Genomic DNA, 20,367 nt, shown 5'->3' on the forward strand with positions numbered 1-20,367 from the left:
GTTCAATGATTTAATTTTATTGAACTCACTATAAACATTTAAACATATTAAAGGAGGTGTAGTGATTTGAATCTACATTTCATGATTGTTTTTTGGCTATCTCTTGTCTTTTTAATTTGTGGTATCGTTTCACTTATCACATACAAATTAAGAGGTTCTGAACAAGCAAAAGAATCATTACTAGGCGTTACAGTAATGTTGCTTATTTTTGGTGTTGTAGGTATCCTATTTGCACTCATATTTAGTTAAATATTGTACCAAAGAATCTCTAATTTAATACGGATGCGCCCTTCAAAGTAGACATTTACTAAATGAAAACGACTTTGCAGGGCTTTTTTATAATCTAGCATAGTTAAATTATTTAAAAATATACTTTCTATAGCATGACTTTTGCTAGCTTAACTTAAGCATCCAGCTATAATTCATACGTTCATCCTATATTTTAATCTTTAATCAGTTAAAAAAGTGTAAATTAACAAAATCACTATTGCTAAAATAAAAAAGTAAACAAAGCGTTTAACTGCTCGCACCCTCTCATGTTGAACCTCATCTTTTGAGTGATTAGTATTTTCATGCAACCTGGTATTAATAAATAAGAATGGCATCGTTGCTAAAAATGCAAAAATGAGGCTAAGTATTACAATAATAAGAAAATTCATAACATCACCTCTAATGATTTTTATTATCACTATGTTATTCCCTTAAAAATTCAATTTAACTGCGCTATTGTAAATCTCTTGAAATTGTATATTCATTGATACATTTAGTTTATAATATAATCAATACAATTTAACCATTTAGATTCACCTTAGGGAGTGTTATTTATGAAATTAACTTATTTACCTCAATGGCATCTAATCAATCAAAGTAAACAAGCATTTGCTATTCAAGAAGATGAAAATTCAATTTCCTTAGTCAGTCCAATTAACGACTATGCTATGGGCATTTTAAGCCAAGTATTTTTTACTATTGAAAATGACGAAGTTACTGATACGTCAGTTGAAAACAATAGTCAATCCCTTGTTGCCGAAGTCAAAAAAGCCAATAAACAAATTGTTATTAAGGATATTTAAACGCCTTTATAATTACTAAAAACGGGTATATATTTAATAATCGTTATAACTTTATAGTTGTGGTACCTCATGTCATGAAACAGTGCGTAACTCAGTTTAATAAGATAGGTGTGTGATGGGAATGAAATTATTCAAAAATCTATTACTATTGCTAACTGGTGTACTTGTCGTTCGCGCTTTATTATTGAGTGTCGACAATTCAAATGAAGATAAAATTGAAAATAAAGTAAATGTGCAAGCGGAACAAAAATCATAGCCTGTAACACTAAATAAACCTCATTCTTTCGTTCAATCAACTTTAGAATTGTGAGGTTTATTTTAATCTATGTCCATTCATATTTTCAGTCATATATACAGTAAAGTGAGGTTACTATGCAACATTTCAAAACAAAAATTGAACACTTTCAAATCTATATTTATTTTTCTGCAATAATACTTGGCATACTGATAGGGACCAATTTCCCAGGTATATCTAGCATTTTAGAAACTTTAGTAGCTATATGTATCGCAATACTTATGTTTAGTATGTTTTCACAGATCCCCTTTTTCGAATTACAAAAGCGTGTCCTAAACTTAAAATTTGTGACAGCACTTATCATTGCTAATTTTGTCATTCTACCTATTCTCGTTTACTTTTTAATTTCTATTTTCAATATAAGCTCATCTGCAATATTAATTGGGCTATTTCTAGTACTATTAACACCATGTATTGATTACGTCATTGTTTTCACTGCTTTAGGTAAAGGCAACGCTCAATATATGCTTATCTCAACACCCATTTTGTTTGTTTTACAAATTTTATTATTACCACTGTATTTAACAATGTTTTTAGATAAATCTATACTTACAATAATTGATATAGAGCCGTTTATACATTCTTTTTTCACATTTATAATTATTCCATTACTACTCGTATTGACTTTACAATTATTGAGTAAAAAATATTATGTGATGTCACAGACTTTAAAGGCCACTTCTTGGCTACCTGAACTCTTTATGTCACTGGTATTATTTACCGTGGTAGGTTCACAAATTAATAAAATCGCTAATGACTTATCGGTTGTTGTCAAAGTAGCGCCTATATATATTATCTTTATGCTAATCGCTCCTTTTATCGGATATTTCACGGGTAAACTTTTCCATTTAAAACCATCCATTTTACGGACATTAGCCTTTAGTACAAGCACTAGAAATGCCTTAGTCGTACTTCCCCTAGCATTATCATTACCAGATCAGTGGGTTACAATAACCACAACAGTGATCATCACACAGACTTTAATTGAATTGATAGGTGAACTTTTTTATATAAAAATGATACCTTCGCTGATTAAATCGTAATACATTGATTCCTGCTTATTCTCTTAGCACCAAAATTAAAATAAAGCGTATATTTTTTTATTATTATATAATTTAACATGATACAACTAAATTATTTGGTATAATTGATATGAATCGTAAAATGTTACTTTATAATATAAAATGACATATAAGCGCTATGTTTTTCATTTTCAAATACTTAAATTAACTTAGGAGATGAGCATGATGAAAAAAATTATTTTAGTATTATTGGGGATTGTTAGTCTGAGTTTTTTGATTAAGCCATTATTAAACATTGTCATTGATGACGAATTAGAAGAAGATGTCGTTGATGAAGATAGAACAACGAGTCAGTTTTAATACATTTTCACTTAGTATATACATACCAAAGACAAGACATCCGTTGAAGCCTTGTCTTTTTAATGAGAACTTGTTTATATCGTCGCCATAACAATATCGAAGTAGTGATCCACGTCACTGTTCTCATTTGATAATTCAATTTATTTCTTTTTATACGCTAATGATTTAAAATAATCATATATTTACTTTTTACACTTATGTGACCTCGCAAATTTTACCCTGAGGTGATGATATGAAAACTTTAAGAAAAATAAACGAAAATAACTTCATTATTTATCATATACAGACAGATTTAGGACTTATCATTAAAGTAAAAACAGATGCTAGCTTATCCGAATATCAAACAAATAACCTATTACAAAGCGTATCTAAAGAAATGGACGATAAACTTAGACAAAATGTTGAATGACTTCGATAATGATATAAAGCAGCAATGCTAAAATATACTTTTTAAAGTTATTTTAGTGTTGCTGCTTAGTTTTTTATTAATTTATTATGACAATAATAAATCCTATAAATAATACAAACGTTGATAATCTTGGCTTACTTTTCCCTAACAATCCACTAAGTAAGACCAGAGACAAACCTACTATTAATAATTGATTATTAAATGTTGTGATACCTAAAGCATCTCCGACCATCATAACGACACCATAAATAATAATCATACCGATGAATATACTGCAAATAAGCGAAAATATATTTAATAATTTCATATGTTACATCCCTTTTTAAAATTAAAACACGCCACTTCGAAAAGTGGCGTCAACCTCGAAAATATAATCGGCACTAGAGTTTGGAGGACTTCTTGTGCTTAGTTATATATACCCACTTTTATTAAATAAAAACACAAATAACTAATAATATCAAAATAACTACAATTTATTTTTTGCTACTTTGAAAACATTTAACTTTCAATACTTAATAATGGCAGTTGATAATAAATTAATTTTAATAAAATCAATCATACTGTTGGAAAACAATTTAATAAAAAGTTATCCTATAGATAAAGCATTAATAAAAAAACAGATTAATTATCTAGTTGAATTTAGTATTAGATATCATACATTTCGATAAATTATGGATATTTGCATTGAAATGTTTTTATAAAAAAGGGTGATGGAATGGAAGTATTACGTAAAGTTTATAAGGATGGCGAACCTGTTTATCATGTCAAAACAGATAAAGGCTTAGTTATTAGAATCAAAGGATCTGATGATTTAACAGATTCAGAAACCGAGGAACTACTATTACTCGTTTCGCAAGATGTTGACAAAATGAAAAAATAATCGCAAAACAATTAACATTTCAATGTTGTCACCAACCTCAAAATCAAGGGGCTTCAATTTTAATTCAATATAGAACACTGCGTCTATTTAATCCAATTAATTATTAGCGCCAACTAGAAAATGATTTTTCTTAGTTGGCGTTTTGTTTTGTAGATTATATGATTATAATAAAAATTCAAAGTAGATTTTTAAATATAACGATTATTACATCACTACCCATATTATATTTAAATTTGTGTACGCATTTTAAACGCAATATGTGGTATACCATCTTCCATATATGTATCCGAAACACTGTGAAAACCAAATGATTCATAAAATGGCTTTAAATGTGCTTGCCCTGAAATTTTTATTGTCGTGTTTTGATACAATTCATTTATTTTATTGATTGTCTCATTGATTATTTTGCGTCCATAGCCTTGATTTCTATAATTTTCGGAAACCAAAACTCTTCCAAAACTTACATGCTGTTCAAACGTTATAATTCTTGTATAAGCCACAATGTCATTCTCGTTGCTCAATATGACATGAATTGCATCTAGATCATAATCATCAACCTCTTGATATATACATTTTTGTTCTACGACAAACACGCGAATCCGAGCTTGATAAATTTGTATAAGTTCTTGACTAGTTACATCCCTCGTATGTTTTATATTTAATTCCATTATTTACCTCCCAAAAGCACACGTACACAAACCATAACCTTAGTAATTATTTATAGCAGTAATGTATCACTTATTTATATTTATTGCTCAACGATTTGAATCAAATTACCACATGTATCATCAAAAATAGCATATCTTATACCTTCAACTTCTTTTGGTTCAGTGTGAAATGTAATACCTTTATCAATCAATGCTTGATGTTCACCATCCAAGTTATCCACGCCGAACATTGTGACAGGAATCCCTGCCGCATATAGTCCTTCTTGATAGTCTTTAGATATAGGACTGACATTAGGCTCTAATACGATTTCAACGGGGTTAGTCGAATCTTTTTCTGTAACTGTTACCCATCTAAAACCACCGCCAATTTCAATATTATGTTTTGTCTTAAGCCCTAGTTTTTCAGTATAAAAATGTTGCGCCTTGTCTTGATCATCTACAAAATTGCTTGTCGCTATAATTCTCATTTATTTTCTCCTTATCTATGAAATCATTTTTACATCAAATATATGGTTTACATCTAAAATAACAACTTTTTGTTTGTATACACAATAAAATCAAAAAAACATTATATGATACGGTGGGATTTTTCAATAAAATATAAGTTTGTATTACAGAAATATATATACTACAATGGCACATGGATGTTGATTATCTATTTCTTTTAGGAGTGACTCGTTATGAAAAACCTTATGGAATTGCGCGAAAAATCTAATTTAAGTATTTCAAAACTAGCAATTAATTTAAACGCGAACTATAATACAGATATTAGAATTTGCCAAATTTGGGACTGGGAAAATGGCTATCGCAATGTTTCAAATAAAAACGCATCAATTTTAGCTGATTACTTTAATGTTTCTGAAAAAGAATTCATGCATTAATTTTAAGGGAACTTAATTATTTATATATTTAAGTGGGAAACGCATGTCCGTTCCCCACTTTTTATTATGCTTAATTTTTAAAGATAACTGTTATGATATAGTCTATACCTTCAACACTGTTCGTGACAGATGGTGTCACACTTACTAATTCCCAGTGTTGCTTATCATTGACGTATTGTAAAAATTCATTGACACGTTTATCAAAATCACTAAAACTTTCTTCATATTCCATATGCAATGTTTTTATTTCCATATTAATCACTCCTCTATTTTATTTATTATAAATTCTTCATTTTTCTAAAACAAATCAAACAAAATCACATCAGTTTTATTTAATTCAATTGTTGTAACCTTACTTTTTTAATTTTTATTTAATTCATTTTCAAGCCATTCAACGATTTCTTCAAAAATAAATTTATTTTGAGATTTTTCATTAAATATTTCATGTTGTAAGCGATCGTAGATATGTAATGACTTATGTACTGAACCTATTTCTTGAAAAAATTGTATAGAATCTTGATAACTTACTAAACCATCTTCTTTTCCATGTAAAATTAATACATTATCTGTAAAATTTTGAGCATGCGCTTTTAGGTATTCAATACCATCCATTAATGAAAAGATAAGCCCCATTGAAATTTGCTTCGCATTTAAGTCATCAAGTTCATATTTTTCCATTACTTCTTTTTCTGAACATACCCCTTCACCTAAACTATTTTCTAAATAAGTGTCCGGTGAGATGTTTTTATCAGGATTACCAAAAAGTTCATTATTATAACGTGTTAACGCACCTGAAGTTATCACGCCATCTACTTTATTTGGATGTTGTGTTCCATATAACGCAACGGTATAACCGCCCATACTATGTCCAATTAGATATACTTTACCGTCCATATGTGTCTTAACATCATTTGTGACCGCTTCTAAATCTTCAACAATTTCATCACTATTGCTGTAAAATGTTTGTTTTCCTTCTGAACGCCCGTGCCCTCTTTGATCATATCTTATGACATTAAAACCATTGTCATTTAAATAGCCTGTAATCTCATCATAGCGATCTAAATGTTCTGCTACTCCATGCACGATAATAATATTTGCTTTTGCTTCTTGAACATCATTCACTTTCATATAGAGTTTCGTATTATCTTTAGACTTCACATATTTAATATAATTCATATTAATCACTCCATTTTATTGAAATTATTCATACGTTACTTATTACCCTTTTTTCAAATAATTCATACGTTAAACATATATAGCATTTACTTATATATCATCTATTTGAATGCTATACTTATTTATACAAAATACATATTCCAAAGGATAACCATGTATAAATCAATCACATTAGTGCGTACATTATTTAATTCATTAAATATAAGTGCTTTAGATCACTTAACATACGAAACCTATAATGCAGAATACGAAAGCTATTGTTTTCAAATTAATCATTGTAGCTATAGACACAGATTAGCTAAAAAAACACCAACAAAATCTGGTTACTTTGTTGTTTTCTGGACTAAAGACTACGATAACAACAATAGGCCATTTACATATCAAGAAGCTAAAGATATCTTAATCATTACGGTGCTTGATCATACACACAAAGGTCTCTTTATTATCCCCAAATCTGAATTACTTGCACAACGCTTACTATATTCGGAAAATAATAAAGGGAAAATGGCAATGCGCGTTTACCCACCTTGGGAGGTCAATTTAAACCCATCAGCTCAAAAATCTCAAAAATGGCAAACGCAATATTTCATTGATCTAACACACACCACTGACTTACATTTACTGAAAAAGTTAATGACTGTTGAAGATTAATTCTTTAATGAATCACTCTTGCAATGGAAATCGTTAAAATATCATAGTTCTCCCAACTTTTTAATATCGGTTAATGATATGCTTAAATAGGAGCGTGATATAGATGTCAAAATATATATTGTCTTATAATTTAAATTCCATTTCATACGGTTATGAAAAATTACCGTCTCAATTAAATAATTTAGGAAGTGCTTTATTTATATACAGAGGCTTATGGCTTTTAAAAAATAATTTAGACAAAACTACAATTTGTGAAAGCATCAAAACTTACTTTACTTCTACCGATGATTTTCTAATATTTGAAATTGAACAAAGTCCATTAGGTACGTTAAGTGAACAAAAGTATAACGAAATTCTGCAACTACTTGATGAGTAAAATAAAAAAGATTCCATATTAATGGAATCTTTCAGACTGTCGATAAAGTCTCCGACTTTGTTGTCAGTTTTTTTATGCACGCTTTCCGCGGGCACTGCCTTAGCCTGTAGTCTTCGGCTAGTGCTATTCCCGCAGGAGTCGGCATAAATCACTGCCAATATTACAAAAAAATATAATATATAAATTAAACACATAGTGGTGTTTATTATGTTGCATAAATCATATAAACTTGACGAAGATAAATATTCTATATGTCATTATCATCTACATATTCAATAATGTCTGCTGGCTGACAATCAAGCGCTTTACAAATAGCATCTAGCGTTGAAAATCTAATTGCCTTAACCTTTCCAGTTTTTAGATTGGATAAATTTGCAATAGTTATATCTATTTCATTTGCAAGTTCACTAAGTTTAACTTTTCTATCTGCTAATATCCTATCTAACCTAATAATTATCATAAAATGATCTCCTAAATCGTACTATCGTATTCATCTTGTAAAAACATTCCATATTTGAAAACTCTACCTATTATCCAAATAATGATTCCTGCAAATATAAATGCAAAATTAAAACTAAATATAAAATCTGACAATGATTCAACTTCATTATCCATTAAAGATAGTAGTTTACTATTACCGCTAACAATACTATACGATACGTAATAACGAGCCAATCCCAAAATAGCATTATAAATACCGATAACAATAAAGCAGTAAGCTATTTTTTCAATTAAATTTGCATTCTTTAAAGTAAATATTCTTTTTTGACTAATATTTTTCAACCATTTCCTCAAAAAGTAAATTCCAATTATATAAATACAAATTAAACCAATTAATAACGCTAATAAGATAATCACTGAGGGTTTATAAAAAGTGACATCATTTAAATCATGCTTAGAAACTACATTGCTTGAAACATTAAAAGCATCATATAAACTATCTTGATTTTCATTTATTATATCATTTATAAATGACGTTGGAATAATAATTATAACTATTATACTAATTAACAAAGGTAATATACTTAATGATGTTACAACTAATGCAATAGTCACAATAATTATCAAAAGCTTTAGCAACAAGTTGAAAGATTTACTATTAAACGTATTCATGCTTAAAACCCCTTTATTTAAGATTAAACTCATTATAACAACTATTTATCAATTATCAATACTTTTTTATCGAAAAACGATAAATAAATGTACAACATGCCATCAAAATAGATTTTAATTGCGTTAAATTTTATTATTTTGTATATTATAAGTATAAGAATTTTTAAAAATATATTTTTGAGGTGAATAACTTGGCAGATGAAAGTAAATTTGAACAAGTTAAAGGTAACGTAAAAGAGACAGCAGGCAATGTTATGGATAACAAAGATTTGGAACAAGAAGGTAAAGAAGATAAAGCTTCTGGCAAAGCAAAAGAAGTAACTGAAAATACAAAAGATAAAGTTAATGATTTTATAGACAAATTAAAAAATAATATTGTGTCTACAGCTATTTGTAGCTATCCTATATCGGCAAAGTAATCATCTTTGTCGATATTTTTGAATCAATATACTACAAAGGACACGCTAAAATAGATAAAACTAAATATTGCCCACTTTTTAGTTGCAAATAAGTTTATATATAGTACAATTGAACAAATCTTATCATTTCTATATGTCATATAGTTAATGATGACTAACACAAATATTGTATCATTGTAGTTTCATAGCACTAGCTTCAATTTTACAAAATGCAATTTTAAGGGGATTTCTATGAAAATTATTAACTATGAAATTGGCGCTATCGACATAAGATATACAGTTGAAACAATTAAAGGTCATATATTTACACATTCATTTCCGAAAGACACGCCATCTAACAATGTAGAACGTTATTTAAAGCTACTATCTACCAATGTTGATGAACGAAAAGCAGAGATCTAGATAGCGGAAAGCTCTATTCGGATTAAAATATATATTTATACTAGGGATAGTTGTGTTATAAAACCATACTAATGACCATAAGCAAAAGGGACACAAAACCAAATCAAATTTCAATAAGTTCAAAATATAAAAAAAAGTTCGTCCATTATAATTGGAGGAACTCTCTCTTTTTTAAACTGTTGTAGATTGAATATCTTTATTTATCTATTGTCGCCTTAATAATATAGTGGTTCAAAATGTTATCAATATATCCTTTTTCGCTTGTCATTCAATATTAAAGTAAATACTTAGGTGATTTTGAATAAGTATATAAACAAAATCATATTAAATGCTATTTTCAAAATTAATTAGCATTATCTAAAAAGAAGTCTGAAATTAAATTTAAAAATTGCTTTGGCGATTCTAAGTTAGCTAAATGTGCTGTATTAGGCATTGTAATCTTTTTTACATATGGTATTTCTTTAATCATTACCTCCGAAATATCATGAAAATCTTCAACATCATACTCACCATTAATAATTAATACAGGAATTCGTATATTTTTTAACTGTAAAATATGATCTTCGTTTTTTATTTCCTCACAGGAATTTTTTGCTTCAGGTTTAATTAAAAATTTCAACTGCATATCAACCACTAATTGTTTTACATCTGCGTTGATAAGTTCTGCATCCCTATTTCTTGGTATCCAAGTTTTATAGTTTAACTTTGCTGTTTCTTCAATTTTTCCTTCTTGTAATAATCGTTCTTTATCTTCCTCATATTTTTGGAGAAAAGATGAACCTTTCCATCCACCTAAAGCTGGTGACAATAATGCTAAGCTCAGACACTTTTCCGGATTTTCTAAATAAAATCAATAGCTAATTTTCCACTAAATGAAGCAGCTAAAATATGAGTTGTTTTGATGTCCAAATGTGTCAGTAGTTCATTAATAATATTACTATGAGCATAATTCCCTTCAGTAAAATCACTAAAGCCAAAGCCAGGAAGATCAAATCTAACTACTCGATATTTTTCTGATAGTAAATGGAATTCTTTATCCCACATGCGCGAATCTGCAATTCCAGCATGCAGTAATAATATATTTTCACCATGACCTTTCGATTCAAAATAAATATTAGCTCCCGCAGCTTTAAAAAACCCTTTACATTCATGTGTACTCATAGTATACGAACCCCCTGTTGATATCGATAAATAATGAGTCATACTTAAAACATGAATAAGATAAAATATTTTCTACCTTTCATATTTAACAGCTTCATTTCTTTGCGTTAACTTCTCATTTCTTTTTTGCAACTACACTTAAATTTTTAATAAGATAAAATTTACATTGCATGTTTTATACCCTTTTTAACTAAATACCAATTGATTGGATAACTTGTCATAAATCCGATTAACATCGCAATTTGCATTAAGAACCAATATTCAACATGATTAGGCTGCATGTAAGTTGGACTAACAAAGAGATGCATAATAATCATAAAACCAAACATACCAATTTCAAAAGCAATTAACGATAGCGTATCGGCTTTGATTGCGTCTACTAAATCTCTACCTGGATGGTCATGTTTAATTTCCATGTGGAAGTATTGGAACATTAAACCGAAGATATAGGCTAATATAAATTCGATAATAAACTCTGTCACCATTTGATTATTAAAAAACAATAACCCCGTAAAGAAAACAACAGGCGCACCAATTAAGTCCCCAAATGAGCAACCAGCACTACAGTGTGTTGTAGAAACAACGACACTTTTCCAAAATGGCTTATTACTATGATGTTCATGATGATGCATCGTGTCATGGTGATGATCATGCTGGTTTGACATGTGATCAACTTCTTTTTCTTTGCCTAAACGATAATAAGCGATTAATCCTAAAATCGGAAAGTACAAGCCGGTTAATGGCCACACAATATTCATAATCATCATTTGACGTTGTGGATTTTTAAATATATCTAATAGTATAATTAAAAATTGTAATATTCCTACTATAATAAATATTAAAGATATCGTCACAAACATATTAAGACCTCCTAAGATTTTATATTCAAAGGTTAAAATTTCGAACTCATATTCACGGTCAGGAATAATACTATTCATACTACCCTAAAGCTTTTATTAAATTCATTATCCTATATTTTATGTATTTCAAATAAAAAACAGCGATCCTCGTTATGATTACTGTTTTAATAAAAATTAATGTCTATGTTTTATGTAATAAAACTTACTTTGTAGTGCCAACAGTATTAAGTAGCACAATACCTAACGTAATAAAAATCATTGAAATTAAACCTATCATATTGAGTGTTTCTTTAAAAATAACTACTGATAAAATCGTACTCAATACCAAGCCTAAACCTGCCCAAGTCGCATAGCTAATACTCAAAGGCAAATACTTCATAGCTAAACTAAAGAAGTAAAAACATATAATAAAAGAAATGATTGCGGTAATACTTGGAAACAGCTTACTAAACCCAACTGATGATTTAAGTGAAACTGTACCCGTAATTTCAGTGATAATTGCGATTAATAAGTATAAGTAAGGCATAAGACTCCTTTCAAAAAGACCAATTTGTCATCATATTTTCTTTAGTCATTATTGTATTATATCGAAAATACCTTATTAATTAAAACGCCAACTCATAAGTAAGTTATTATATCGTTAGCACATTTAAAAATAGTGAAATTTAACGACACAATGCGATCTTTATTTTAAATTTCCTTCGACCTCAATTTAAACTTATAGTTGAGATGATTATTGCCAATGCAGACGCTTTTAAATATCTTTTTTCACACAAAAAAACACATCTATCATTAGATGTGTCATTTCAATAATTTATTGACTATATTCAGGTCTAATAAATATCATTTCTGGTTCATAATCATGAGTGACTTTATGGGCTACTTCCGTTTTATCCATGCCGCCGCCTTCCCAATTTTGATCTAAGGATTGAAATTGAGTGTAATTACCGTCGTAATTCCCATTAGTCACAATTGCAGTGTGCCCTGCACCATTACCATATGCGTCATTAAATACAACGATATCACCCGCAGTTGCTTTAAAATCTTCAGTGTTTTCATAAACTTGCGCTTCACCGATAAAATTATTTTCTTCAGGAATATCTTTAGCATAATCACCTTTTAGGCCATGACCGTATAAATAGTCCCACTGCTCATTGACTAAATCAAAACACTGCCAACCATAAGCATCATCATAATCCCAGCCTTGACCATTAAGAGATTCAACATGTTGTATTGCTTCATCCTGTGTATACTGCGTTGCTGCTGAAACACTATTGACATGACTATTAAAAATGACGCCTAACGTCATTAACAATATAAATATAAAACTTTTAACTATATAACGAAACATATAAATTCCTTTCATCAACTTTATAAGACATTCATTTTATTTTTCACTAAAATGAATATGATAAACCATCAAATTAAAACTTATCTTAAATTCAAATCACAAACAATCACTTAATATATGTAAAAGTAGTTTACCAAGCACATAAAAACAGACCGAAACGTCAATATACGTCTCAGTCTACAACATTTTATGCCCTTTAGATTATTGAAAATAACAATGGTTATTTACTAAATAACCCCTTTTTAAAAACATCTTAATTTGATACAGTTCGACTTCTACTTATTTTCCGCAATTAATCACTAACCGCAAAATAATTTCCCTGCCCATCTTGGAAGTTAAAGACACGTACGCATGACATTTCAATAATTTCATGACCAGTTAAGCCTTTTTCCTTTAATTTCTCGTACAACGCATCGAAATCTTTCTCCTTGAACATTAATGATGGTGTACCAAGGTTCACTTCTGGACTATATTGATTCATAAATTCTTTTTCAATAATTGAAAGAGACGTTTCGACAGATGTATTAGGTGCAACTTCAATAGCTTTAAATCCCCTCTGCCAACTCTTCTTCTGAAATTACTACAAATCCCATTGTATCTACCCAAAATTCTACCGCTTTTGTTTGATCATCGACATATAACATTACTTGATTTAATTTTTCCATCAGTATATAACTCCTCCATTTTGATACATACACCATACCCATTTTATTGATATTAGAAAACATTTATCGTGTTAAGTCACCTTTATTACTCAAATTTTCAAAAAATAAGCATTTCTCTATAAATAAAATAATTATTTAAAGTTACTTTTTTGTTCACGAATTTAGTTTTACACACAAACAAAATACAATAAATAAATGATAATATTTAATTATATTTTAATGCAGCATATTTATTCCATGTATTTTGGGCGCTATATTACCAATTAATCATCATATTATTCTCTTTCTTTAAATACATAAAATACAAGTAGCTATATTTTAAAGGAGGTTTTATTATTAAAAAAGTTAGTATCATTATGCCTACTTACAATAATGGAAGTAAGCTAGAGCATACAATTCACTCTGTATTACAACAAACCATGGATAAAAGTGATTTTGAATTTATCATTATTGATGATCATTCAAATGATAATAAAACAGTGGAAATAATTAGACATTATTTAGTGAAATATCCAGAACTTATTAAGTTTAAACAATTAAGAAAAAATAGTGGTAATGCAAGTATTCCAAGAAATCATGGTATAAAAATGAGTAAAGCAGAATACATATTTTTCTTAGATTCCGATGACTTACTTCATCCCAATACGCTTAGTGATTTATATCATTATGGCCTCAAACATAATAGTGATTTGATTATTGGCAAATATGGCGTTCAGGGCAAAGGTAGAGGCGTATCTAAAGCAGCATTTGAAAAAGGAAATATTCCACAAGCAGATATTATAGAAAACAGCTTATTTTATACACTTTCAGTGCTAAAAATGTTCAAACGTAGTGTAATCGTAAAACAAAAATTCATGTTTAAAACAAATGCTAAGACCGCTGAAGATCAACTATTTACAATAGAGTTTTTAATGAATTCAAAAAAATATTCAATTAAAACAGATTACGAATATTATATTGTCGTTAATGATTTTTCTAATAAAAATCACTTATCTACAAACAAAAGTAAGCCTAAATCATACTTTTCTACAATATCTGAAATATACAAAGCTATTTATAGTAGTAAAATTTATAAAGATAAAGAAACACGTGATAAATTGGCAGGTAAATATACTACAAGACTGTTTCGACATGGACAACAGAAGCATTTTGCGTTAAGTAATCTTGATTACAAAGACAAAATTGAATGGTTAGATTATCTCTCTAAAACAATGAATCAAGTGCCTAGAAGTTCAGATAAATATGTAACTTCTCTATTTCATTTAAAATTAGAAGCTATCAGACAAAATGACTTATTATCTTTAATGATTGCAGAAAAGATATTAAAAGGAGAACAATGATGGATGAGTTCAATTACGATGATAGAAAATATCTAGAATTAGACACAGAAGATTTGAAACGTAATAAGAATAAAGTTGAATGGATATACACTAATTATGAAAATATCAAATTAGATATTCAAAACCATTCAGAAACAGCACCATTACTATTAATAAATGGTTATAGAATAGCTAAACTTAAAACTATACCCTTACAAACTCAATTAAACGATTTGAAAGCCGAGTTTAATTTTGATCAGTGTGATTACTTACGTGTTACATATAAAGAGCATTGATTGAAAGCTTTTAAAGATTAGTTAGATATTGTTTAAAATAAATTCAGATCAGCTAAATTATTAAAATAAGGTCCATATTAGGATTAAGATTCTAATATGGACCTTTATTAATTAACGTTAAATAGAAATCATACTTTTAAGCCAACCAGCTAATCACTTCACTCTTAATTAAGACTCTATACTTTGAATTTCAAGTTTTATCCTATTTGGATCTTCAAAATAAACCGCGTAATGTCCTTCTCCTCCTGCATAAGGATGTGATTCACTATATAGAATCCCCCAATTTTTATCTAACAATTCATTTGTTATACGATCTACAAGTGACTTTTCATCTACACTAAATGCTAAATGATTTAATCCAATTCTCTTTCTATGATAACCATAGCTTCTATAATCATTTTCAACTTCTACGAATACTATATACATTTTATCAAGTTTAAAACTAAACTCCTTTTTCCAATCTTGGAAAAGTTTATAGCCTAATTTAGTTAGTAACCATTCATAGAATTCTCTTGTTTCTTCTAAATTTTCTACATATATTTCTATATGATTTATCAAACCATTCATTTAATACATCACAATCTTTCTCTAATAATATTTATTACATTAAATTCATGATATCATTATTAAAATTAATTGAATATTCCAAAAATTATTGAGGCGATTTTATATTATGATAAAAGCAATTTTATTTGATTTAGATGGAACAATTTTAGACAGAGCATCTTCTTTAAGAAATTTTATTGATTACCAATATGATAAGTTTCATAGTTACTTTAACCATGTTGATAAAATAACGTTTAAGCATAAATTTATTGAAGTAGATCATAATGGCTATGTGTGGAAGGATAAAGTTTATGCAGAGTTAATCAAAAATTTTGATATTAAACATATCAATGCCAATACACTACTAGATGATTATATTAATAATTTTTGTAACCATTGTGTACCATATCCCAATTTAAAAGAAACACTAGAAATACTTAAAACAAATAATTTCAAACTAGGTATCATCACAAATGGTAAATATTCTTTTCAATACAATAATATTAAATCATTAGATATTGAACCATACATGGATATAATTTTAGTTTCTGAAAAAGAAAATATCAAAAAGCCAAATCCTCTAATTTTTGAAAAAGCTGCGGAAAATTTGAAAGTAGCTCTATGTGAATGTGTGTTCATTGGTGATAGTTTTAAAAATGATTATGAGGCCTCAAGACTTGCTGGAATGCATAGTATATATAGATTAAACAACGAAAATGATACTCACAATGTAAATAATAGTATTAAAAATTTAAATGAAATACCTGATCTCATAAAATATGCCAATAATATATAGACAAACATTCCAATAATAAATTTAACGTTAACGTTTTACATTTTTACCTCAATTTCTTATGAACTATGAGATTAATTATTTATGTTATATATAACAAACTAAAAGGAAATGAATTACCTAAATATTTATTGAAAGGTGGTGAAATAATGAAGTTTGGAATCTTACTCATAAGATTAATGTTAGGGATTGTTTTTATAGTACACGGCGGCCAAAAAGTCTTAGGTGGCTTCAGTGAACCTATGGCTATGATGGATGGCCTTGGTTTCCCTGCGTTCTTTGGCATTGTCTTAGGACTGTTTGAACTTATTGGAGGTATCTTATTATTCTTTGGTATTCTAACTAATTATATTGCTAGTGGTTTTATAATAATTATGCTAGGTGCTTTGTTTACCGTTCATTTAAAAGAAGGTTATATGGCATCTGAATTTGTATTAACTTTATTAGTTATGAGTATCAGTATGATAGTTTCATATAATTGGAAAAAATTCGTTCAGTTCTATTAATTATAATTAGTATATGTAACTGATTTTATTTTAAAAGCCAGCCTATTCATCTAGGTGGGCTTTTGCGTACTAGTATTTTTTCAAATGTAATGCTTATTTAAACTAAATCCACCTATTTCATTCGCAACCAAAAGGTTGGTTCAAAATGAAAAAAAATTTATTTTTCTACAAAAAAATAACCACCCATGATTGGGTGGCTATGTCTGAGAATAGTCTGAATATACACCCTAGGGCGTATATTAGACCTACTCTATCCGACTACACCCTAGGGTGTGCTAGACAATAGTACAATATAACTTAGTTGATGTAAACCTAAAAACGATTTTGTGAGATAGAGATCACATTAGCAATTAAACAAATATCAATATGTTTCCAAATTATTTATAAATGAATCGAAATTTCTAATTTTTCAACTCAAACTCAATAGCAATAAAATGCAAATGAAATTCATATCTTATTATAATTTTATCTTTTCAACTGATTTATTACTCACGTTGTAAATCAATACATCTGGCATATTAAGACTTTTAAATGCTTTATAACCAAATTTATGTAGATAATGAACATTAAAATGAGCTTTCTATATTTAATAACATATCTATGTGTGGTATATCATCTTCCAAATATATTTCAGAAACTGCTTTGAAACCAAATGATTCATAAAATTCTTTTAAATATGCTTGAGCTGATATGTGAATTTGTTTTCCTGAACTATATCTATTTATATAATGTATCGTTTCTTGAACAATTTTTCTTCCATAATCTTTTCCACGGAATTTTTTTGTAACTAAAACTCTTCCAAAACTAATACCTTTTTCTTGTTCAATAATTCTTGTATACGCCACTATTGTATTATCATCTTTTAAAAGTACATGTTTTGCGTTAATATCAAATTCATCAATTTCTTGATATGGACAATTTTGTTCGACCACAAACACTTTTACCCTCTCTTGAAAAATATTCATTAATTCGGTTACTGACAATTGGTCTGTTTCTTTTACTATTAATTTCATTTAAGTTTCCTCCTCAAAATAAAAAGGCATTACCCTTATTCATCACATCAAAGATGCGCCCTAGTAGAATAAAGATAATGCCTTTAGAACATTTATCCGGGGACAAATATTCAGCATATTTATTTATTTTTTCTTATAATACCAAAGAAGTTAAGTTTTGTGAATAAAATGAATTTATTTACCTAGACTTTTGTATATGCTTATAGATTTCTAGATATTTTATAGTAATATTTTTCTCTATTTTTAATAGTGCCTTTATATAAAAAGTTAATTAATTCTAATCTCTCTACTTCCTATTCTCCCTTTTGGAAAACAAATTATAAATATTTAAAATCGCATTATTATTTTTAATAAACATACTGAAAAATGTCATTAAAGATGCAAATATTAAGGCTGCATGTAATGTTTGAAAGAAAATCTCTTTTTGACCAAAAATTAATTCAAACAAATATAGAAAACAGAAATAAGATAAAAAGAAATAAAGAAAATTCAAAAAATGTTTTCCGATCGTTTTCATAAGATGCCTCCTTTAAAAACGCTCACCATAATTATCCTTATGATTCTCCCTTTAAAAATAATTCATTATATCTAAACCTTAACATAAAATAAGTAATAGGTATCGGTAAATATAAATTATTAAAAATAACATTTTAATGTCATATTTATTCTTTAAGTGCAGTACAATTAAACTAATAATTTATTTTTTAAGGATATGTATAGTTGATGCAGTTTACAGACCAGTCAAAAAATAAACGAAATTTAAATAAAGGAGAAATCTCGGAAAAAACAGCAAATATAATGAGAATAATTTATTATAATATCGCTAAACGTTTGTCTAATGAGATGACAAATGATAATGAATTGGAAGTCATGCAAGTTTGTGATAGTTATTTAATGCGAAATGATAGTTTAACATTAGCAAATTCCAACTTAATTAATTATAAAGATCATAACCATGTAATTGTATATCGCATTAAATTAACTGCATTGAACGAACAAAGAAATGTTCTTAATCAACTTATTGAGTCAGGAGAAGTAAGTGAAAATATAGCTCTTCAAGTTAGTAAATCTATAAATTATGATGAAATGATGGTTTTAGATAAATTAATATAAAGTTTAGAGTTACATAGCGTGTGATATACTATAACAAAAAGAACCATAACTCATAGTTAAGGTTCTTTTTGTTATGTGAAATAATATAAAAAGTTCAATGTATTATTTCACTATCCATAAAAATTTTATTCTAAGTTGGCATGATTTTGTTGTATCGTAGTTTCATCAATGTCATCTTCAGACATTAATCATAAAACCACACTATCTAAAAACATTAGAGAAGATTATTCAAACAAGCTTCCAAGTGGCTGCATTGAACCTTCTACGTCATGTTTTGTTCCTGCAGGTAGAATTACCGATAAGTCGGATAGTTGACCAATTTTTGAATCTGATTTCGTAGTAATAAGCGCTACTTGCGCGCCGATTGAATTTGCTTTTTCTGCAAGTAAACGCAGATGCTCAGTTGAACCTGATCTCGAAAGGATAATAAATCATTACTGCTAATAGATGGTGTTGTAGTTTCTCCTACAACGTAGGACAGTTTACCTAATGGGTTTAATCGCATAGCAAAACTATTAGCAATAAATCCAGAACAGCCTTTATCAGCAACAAAAACACGAGGCGCTTGTGTTACTGATTCTTCAAAAGATTGGTAATCATTGTCTTCAAGGTGTGAAAATGTGCTTTCTAACTCCTTAACAGTAAGATCAAAATTATTAAATTCTGTCATAATTATCTACCTTCAATAGCATCTCTACATTGTTTTCTGGTGCTTTTGGATCATCAGTATTAGCAATACCTCCGATCACAATAACTAAATCTGGATTTTAAGAAACTATACTTTCGATAGTATCGAGTTTGATACCACCAGCCACCGCTACCTTAGAATTTTTAATTACAGATTTAACATTGCGTAAGTTCTCTAATGGTGATTGTCCTTGTGCTTGTAAATTATAATCGGTGTGTACTGCAATATAATCAGCACCCATTTCGTCTAATTCTTTTGCACGTTTTTCTATATCTTGAACAGCAATCACAAACAAGATGTTAACCAGCAAGAAAGTTGCGAACAGTTATTA

At 28.5% G+C, this 20,367-nt stretch carries 29 protein-coding genes and 4 pseudogenes; 16 read left to right on the forward strand and 17 right to left on the reverse strand.

Going from position 1 to position 20,367, the window contains the following annotated elements:
- Positions 1-66: 66 nt before the first annotated feature.
- The 5 genes from tsaT (at position 67) to KA893_RS03645 (ending at position 3,159) form a co-directional block, all read left to right on the forward strand.
- Entirely contained in the window at positions 67-249 is a 183-nt protein-coding gene (tsaT, locus tag KA893_RS03630) for a type II toxin-antitoxin system toxin TsaT (RefSeq protein ID WP_011303557.1), read from the forward strand.
- 575 nt (positions 250-824) lie between these two features.
- Complete coding sequence (locus KA893_RS03635) at positions 825-1,073, forward strand: hypothetical protein (protein WP_210125589.1); 249 nt, start codon at positions 825-827, stop codon at positions 1,071-1,073.
- 121 nt (positions 1,074-1,194) lie between these two features.
- The gene (locus KA893_RS14135; protein ID WP_011303560.1) at positions 1,195-1,329 is read left to right on the forward strand and encodes a hypothetical protein; all 135 of its coding nucleotides are present in this window, start codon (positions 1,195-1,197) and stop codon (positions 1,327-1,329) included.
- 116 nt (positions 1,330-1,445) lie between these two features.
- The gene (locus KA893_RS03640) at positions 1,446-2,411 is read left to right on the forward strand and encodes an arsenic resistance protein (protein WP_115338626.1); all 966 of its coding nucleotides are present in this window, start codon (positions 1,446-1,448) and stop codon (positions 2,409-2,411) included.
- Between the two features lie 571 nt (positions 2,412-2,982).
- Entirely contained in the window at positions 2,983-3,159 is a 177-nt protein-coding gene (locus KA893_RS03645; protein ID WP_002483863.1) for a hypothetical protein, read from the forward strand.
- A 76-nt stretch (positions 3,160-3,235) separates the two neighbouring features.
- Here the strand turns inward: KA893_RS03645 and KA893_RS03650 are convergent, their stop codons facing one another.
- The gene (locus KA893_RS03650) at positions 3,236-3,466 is read right to left on the reverse strand and encodes a hypothetical protein (RefSeq protein WP_011303563.1); all 231 of its coding nucleotides are present in this window, start codon (positions 3,464-3,466) and stop codon (positions 3,236-3,238) included.
- A 408-nt stretch (positions 3,467-3,874) separates the two neighbouring features.
- Here KA893_RS03650 and vraX point away from each other — a divergent pair, with 408 nt between their 5' ends.
- Positions 3,875-4,039: a C1q-binding complement inhibitor VraX gene (vraX, locus tag KA893_RS03655; RefSeq protein WP_002483865.1), complete on the forward strand. Its 165-nt coding sequence runs from the start codon at positions 3,875-3,877 to the stop codon at positions 4,037-4,039.
- A gap of 227 nt (positions 4,040-4,266) precedes the next feature.
- Here vraX and KA893_RS03660 read toward each other — a convergent pair whose 3' ends face one another.
- Positions 4,267-4,707 carry a GNAT family N-acetyltransferase gene (locus KA893_RS03660; RefSeq protein ID WP_041079640.1) on the reverse strand — a complete coding sequence of 147 codons (441 nt, stop codon included), beginning with the start codon at positions 4,705-4,707 and terminating at the stop codon, positions 4,267-4,269.
- Between the two features lie 80 nt (positions 4,708-4,787).
- Entirely contained in the window at positions 4,788-5,174 is a 387-nt protein-coding gene (locus tag KA893_RS03665) for a VOC family protein (protein WP_194375893.1), read from the reverse strand.
- A 213-nt stretch (positions 5,175-5,387) separates the two neighbouring features.
- Here KA893_RS03665 and KA893_RS03670 point away from each other — a divergent pair, with 213 nt between their 5' ends.
- A complete protein-coding gene (locus KA893_RS03670; RefSeq protein ID WP_011303566.1) occupies positions 5,388-5,588 on the forward strand; it encodes a helix-turn-helix domain-containing protein in 201 nt (66 codons plus the stop codon).
- A 70-nt stretch (positions 5,589-5,658) separates the two neighbouring features.
- Here the strand turns inward: KA893_RS03670 and KA893_RS03675 are convergent, their stop codons facing one another.
- Complete coding sequence (locus tag KA893_RS03675; RefSeq protein ID WP_041079644.1) at positions 5,659-5,841, reverse strand: hypothetical protein; 183 nt, start codon at positions 5,839-5,841, stop codon at positions 5,659-5,661.
- A 107-nt stretch (positions 5,842-5,948) separates the two neighbouring features.
- Complete coding sequence (locus KA893_RS03680) at positions 5,949-6,764, reverse strand: alpha/beta hydrolase (RefSeq protein ID WP_011303567.1); 816 nt, start codon at positions 6,762-6,764, stop codon at positions 5,949-5,951.
- A gap of 153 nt (positions 6,765-6,917) precedes the next feature.
- Here KA893_RS03680 and KA893_RS03685 point away from each other — a divergent pair, with 153 nt between their 5' ends.
- Positions 6,918-7,415, forward strand: coding sequence for a MepB family protein (locus KA893_RS03685; protein ID WP_041079646.1), 498 nt, complete (start codon positions 6,918-6,920; stop codon positions 7,413-7,415).
- Positions 7,416-7,518: 103 nt separating this feature from the next.
- Entirely contained in the window at positions 7,519-7,791 is a 273-nt protein-coding gene (locus KA893_RS03690; RefSeq protein ID WP_041079648.1) for a hypothetical protein, read from the forward strand.
- Positions 7,792-8,038: 247 nt separating this feature from the next.
- On the opposite strand, the gene KA893_RS03695 is transcribed toward KA893_RS03690, so the two are convergent.
- Both KA893_RS03695 and KA893_RS03700 read right to left on the reverse strand, forming a co-directional pair.
- Positions 8,039-8,251: a helix-turn-helix domain-containing protein gene (locus KA893_RS03695; protein ID WP_037538931.1), complete on the reverse strand. Its 213-nt coding sequence runs from the start codon at positions 8,249-8,251 to the stop codon at positions 8,039-8,041.
- An 11-nt stretch (positions 8,252-8,262) separates the two neighbouring features.
- On the reverse strand, positions 8,263-8,904 hold the full coding sequence (locus tag KA893_RS03700; protein WP_100217403.1) for a DUF2975 domain-containing protein: 642 nt from the start codon (positions 8,902-8,904) through the stop codon (positions 8,263-8,265).
- A 191-nt stretch (positions 8,905-9,095) separates the two neighbouring features.
- Between KA893_RS03700 and KA893_RS03705 the strand changes: the two genes are divergently transcribed.
- Both KA893_RS03705 and KA893_RS03710 read left to right on the forward strand, forming a co-directional pair.
- Positions 9,096-9,323, forward strand: coding sequence for a CsbD family protein (locus KA893_RS03705; RefSeq protein ID WP_115340666.1), 228 nt, complete (start codon positions 9,096-9,098; stop codon positions 9,321-9,323).
- Positions 9,324-9,554: 231 nt separating this feature from the next.
- On the forward strand, positions 9,555-9,725 hold the full coding sequence (locus KA893_RS03710) for a hypothetical protein (protein ID WP_002483874.1): 171 nt from the start codon (positions 9,555-9,557) through the stop codon (positions 9,723-9,725).
- 343 nt (positions 9,726-10,068) lie between these two features.
- Here KA893_RS03710 and KA893_RS03715 read toward each other — a convergent pair whose 3' ends face one another.
- From KA893_RS03715 to KA893_RS03740, 6 genes and pseudogenes are all read right to left on the reverse strand, one after another.
- The gene (locus KA893_RS03715; protein WP_198065266.1) at positions 10,069-10,533 is read right to left on the reverse strand and encodes an alpha/beta fold hydrolase; all 465 of its coding nucleotides are present in this window, start codon (positions 10,531-10,533) and stop codon (positions 10,069-10,071) included.
- A gap of 32 nt (positions 10,534-10,565) precedes the next feature.
- Positions 10,566-10,886 carry an alpha/beta fold hydrolase gene (locus KA893_RS03720; RefSeq protein WP_198065267.1) on the reverse strand — a complete coding sequence of 107 codons (321 nt, stop codon included), beginning with the start codon at positions 10,884-10,886 and terminating at the stop codon, positions 10,566-10,568.
- Positions 10,887-11,047: 161 nt separating this feature from the next.
- Positions 11,048-11,746, reverse strand: a complete 699-nt coding sequence (locus KA893_RS03725; protein ID WP_228481163.1) for a DUF4396 domain-containing protein — start codon at positions 11,744-11,746, stop codon at positions 11,048-11,050.
- A gap of 202 nt (positions 11,747-11,948) precedes the next feature.
- A complete protein-coding gene (locus KA893_RS03730) occupies positions 11,949-12,272 on the reverse strand; it encodes a DMT family transporter (RefSeq protein WP_069821837.1) in 324 nt (107 codons plus the stop codon).
- A gap of 288 nt (positions 12,273-12,560) precedes the next feature.
- Positions 12,561-12,956 (reverse strand): annotated as a pseudogene (locus KA893_RS03735) (CHAP domain-containing protein); the annotation flags it as partial.
- Between the two features lie 433 nt (positions 12,957-13,389).
- Positions 13,390-13,762: pseudogene (locus KA893_RS03740) on the reverse strand (VOC family protein).
- A gap of 335 nt (positions 13,763-14,097) precedes the next feature.
- On the opposite strand from KA893_RS03740, the gene KA893_RS03745 reads away from it, so the two are divergent.
- Together KA893_RS03745 and KA893_RS03750 are read left to right on the forward strand one after the other, a co-directional pair.
- Positions 14,098-15,102, forward strand: coding sequence for a glycosyltransferase family 2 protein (locus KA893_RS03745; protein WP_041079652.1), 1,005 nt, complete (start codon positions 14,098-14,100; stop codon positions 15,100-15,102).
- Positions 15,102-15,377, forward strand: coding sequence for a hypothetical protein (locus KA893_RS03750; RefSeq protein ID WP_041079654.1), 276 nt, complete (start codon positions 15,102-15,104; stop codon positions 15,375-15,377). Before KA893_RS03745 ends, KA893_RS03750 begins: the two co-directional genes overlap by 1 nt.
- Before the next feature lie 168 nt (positions 15,378-15,545).
- Here the strand turns inward: KA893_RS03750 and KA893_RS03755 are convergent, their stop codons facing one another.
- Positions 15,546-15,944, reverse strand: a complete 399-nt coding sequence (locus KA893_RS03755) for a VOC family protein (protein WP_069825752.1) — start codon at positions 15,942-15,944, stop codon at positions 15,546-15,548.
- 106 nt (positions 15,945-16,050) lie between these two features.
- Between KA893_RS03755 and KA893_RS03760 the strand changes: the two genes are divergently transcribed.
- Positions 16,051-16,719, forward strand: a complete 669-nt coding sequence (locus tag KA893_RS03760) for an HAD family hydrolase (protein ID WP_041079658.1) — start codon at positions 16,051-16,053, stop codon at positions 16,717-16,719.
- Positions 16,720-16,865: 146 nt separating this feature from the next.
- Positions 16,866-17,222 (forward strand): DoxX family protein, encoded by a 357-nt coding sequence (locus KA893_RS03765; RefSeq protein WP_041079660.1) that lies wholly within the window; start codon positions 16,866-16,868, stop codon positions 17,220-17,222.
- 566 nt (positions 17,223-17,788) lie between these two features.
- On the opposite strand, the gene KA893_RS03770 is transcribed toward KA893_RS03765, so the two are convergent.
- The gene (locus KA893_RS03770; RefSeq protein ID WP_041079662.1) at positions 17,789-18,235 is read right to left on the reverse strand and encodes a GNAT family N-acetyltransferase; all 447 of its coding nucleotides are present in this window, start codon (positions 18,233-18,235) and stop codon (positions 17,789-17,791) included.
- 723 nt (positions 18,236-18,958) lie between these two features.
- On the opposite strand from KA893_RS03770, the gene KA893_RS03775 reads away from it, so the two are divergent.
- Positions 18,959-19,348: a hypothetical protein gene (locus tag KA893_RS03775; RefSeq protein WP_041079665.1), complete on the forward strand. Its 390-nt coding sequence runs from the start codon at positions 18,959-18,961 to the stop codon at positions 19,346-19,348.
- 125 nt (positions 19,349-19,473) lie between these two features.
- On the opposite strand, the pseudogene hxlB reads toward KA893_RS03775, so the two are convergent.
- Both hxlB and KA893_RS03785 read right to left on the reverse strand, forming a co-directional pair.
- A pseudogene (hxlB, locus tag KA893_RS03780) lies at positions 19,474-20,018 on the reverse strand (6-phospho-3-hexuloisomerase).
- Positions 20,019-20,020: 2 nt separating this feature from the next.
- Positions 20,021-20,325, reverse strand: a pseudogene (locus KA893_RS03785) (beta/alpha barrel domain-containing protein); the annotation flags it as partial.
- Positions 20,326-20,367 lie beyond the last annotated feature (42 nt).

Origin of the sequence: Staphylococcus sp. GDY8P126P, from assembly GCF_017891965.1 — a bacterium.
Taxonomy (GTDB): domain Bacteria; phylum Bacillota; class Bacilli; order Staphylococcales; family Staphylococcaceae; genus Staphylococcus; species Staphylococcus saprophyticus.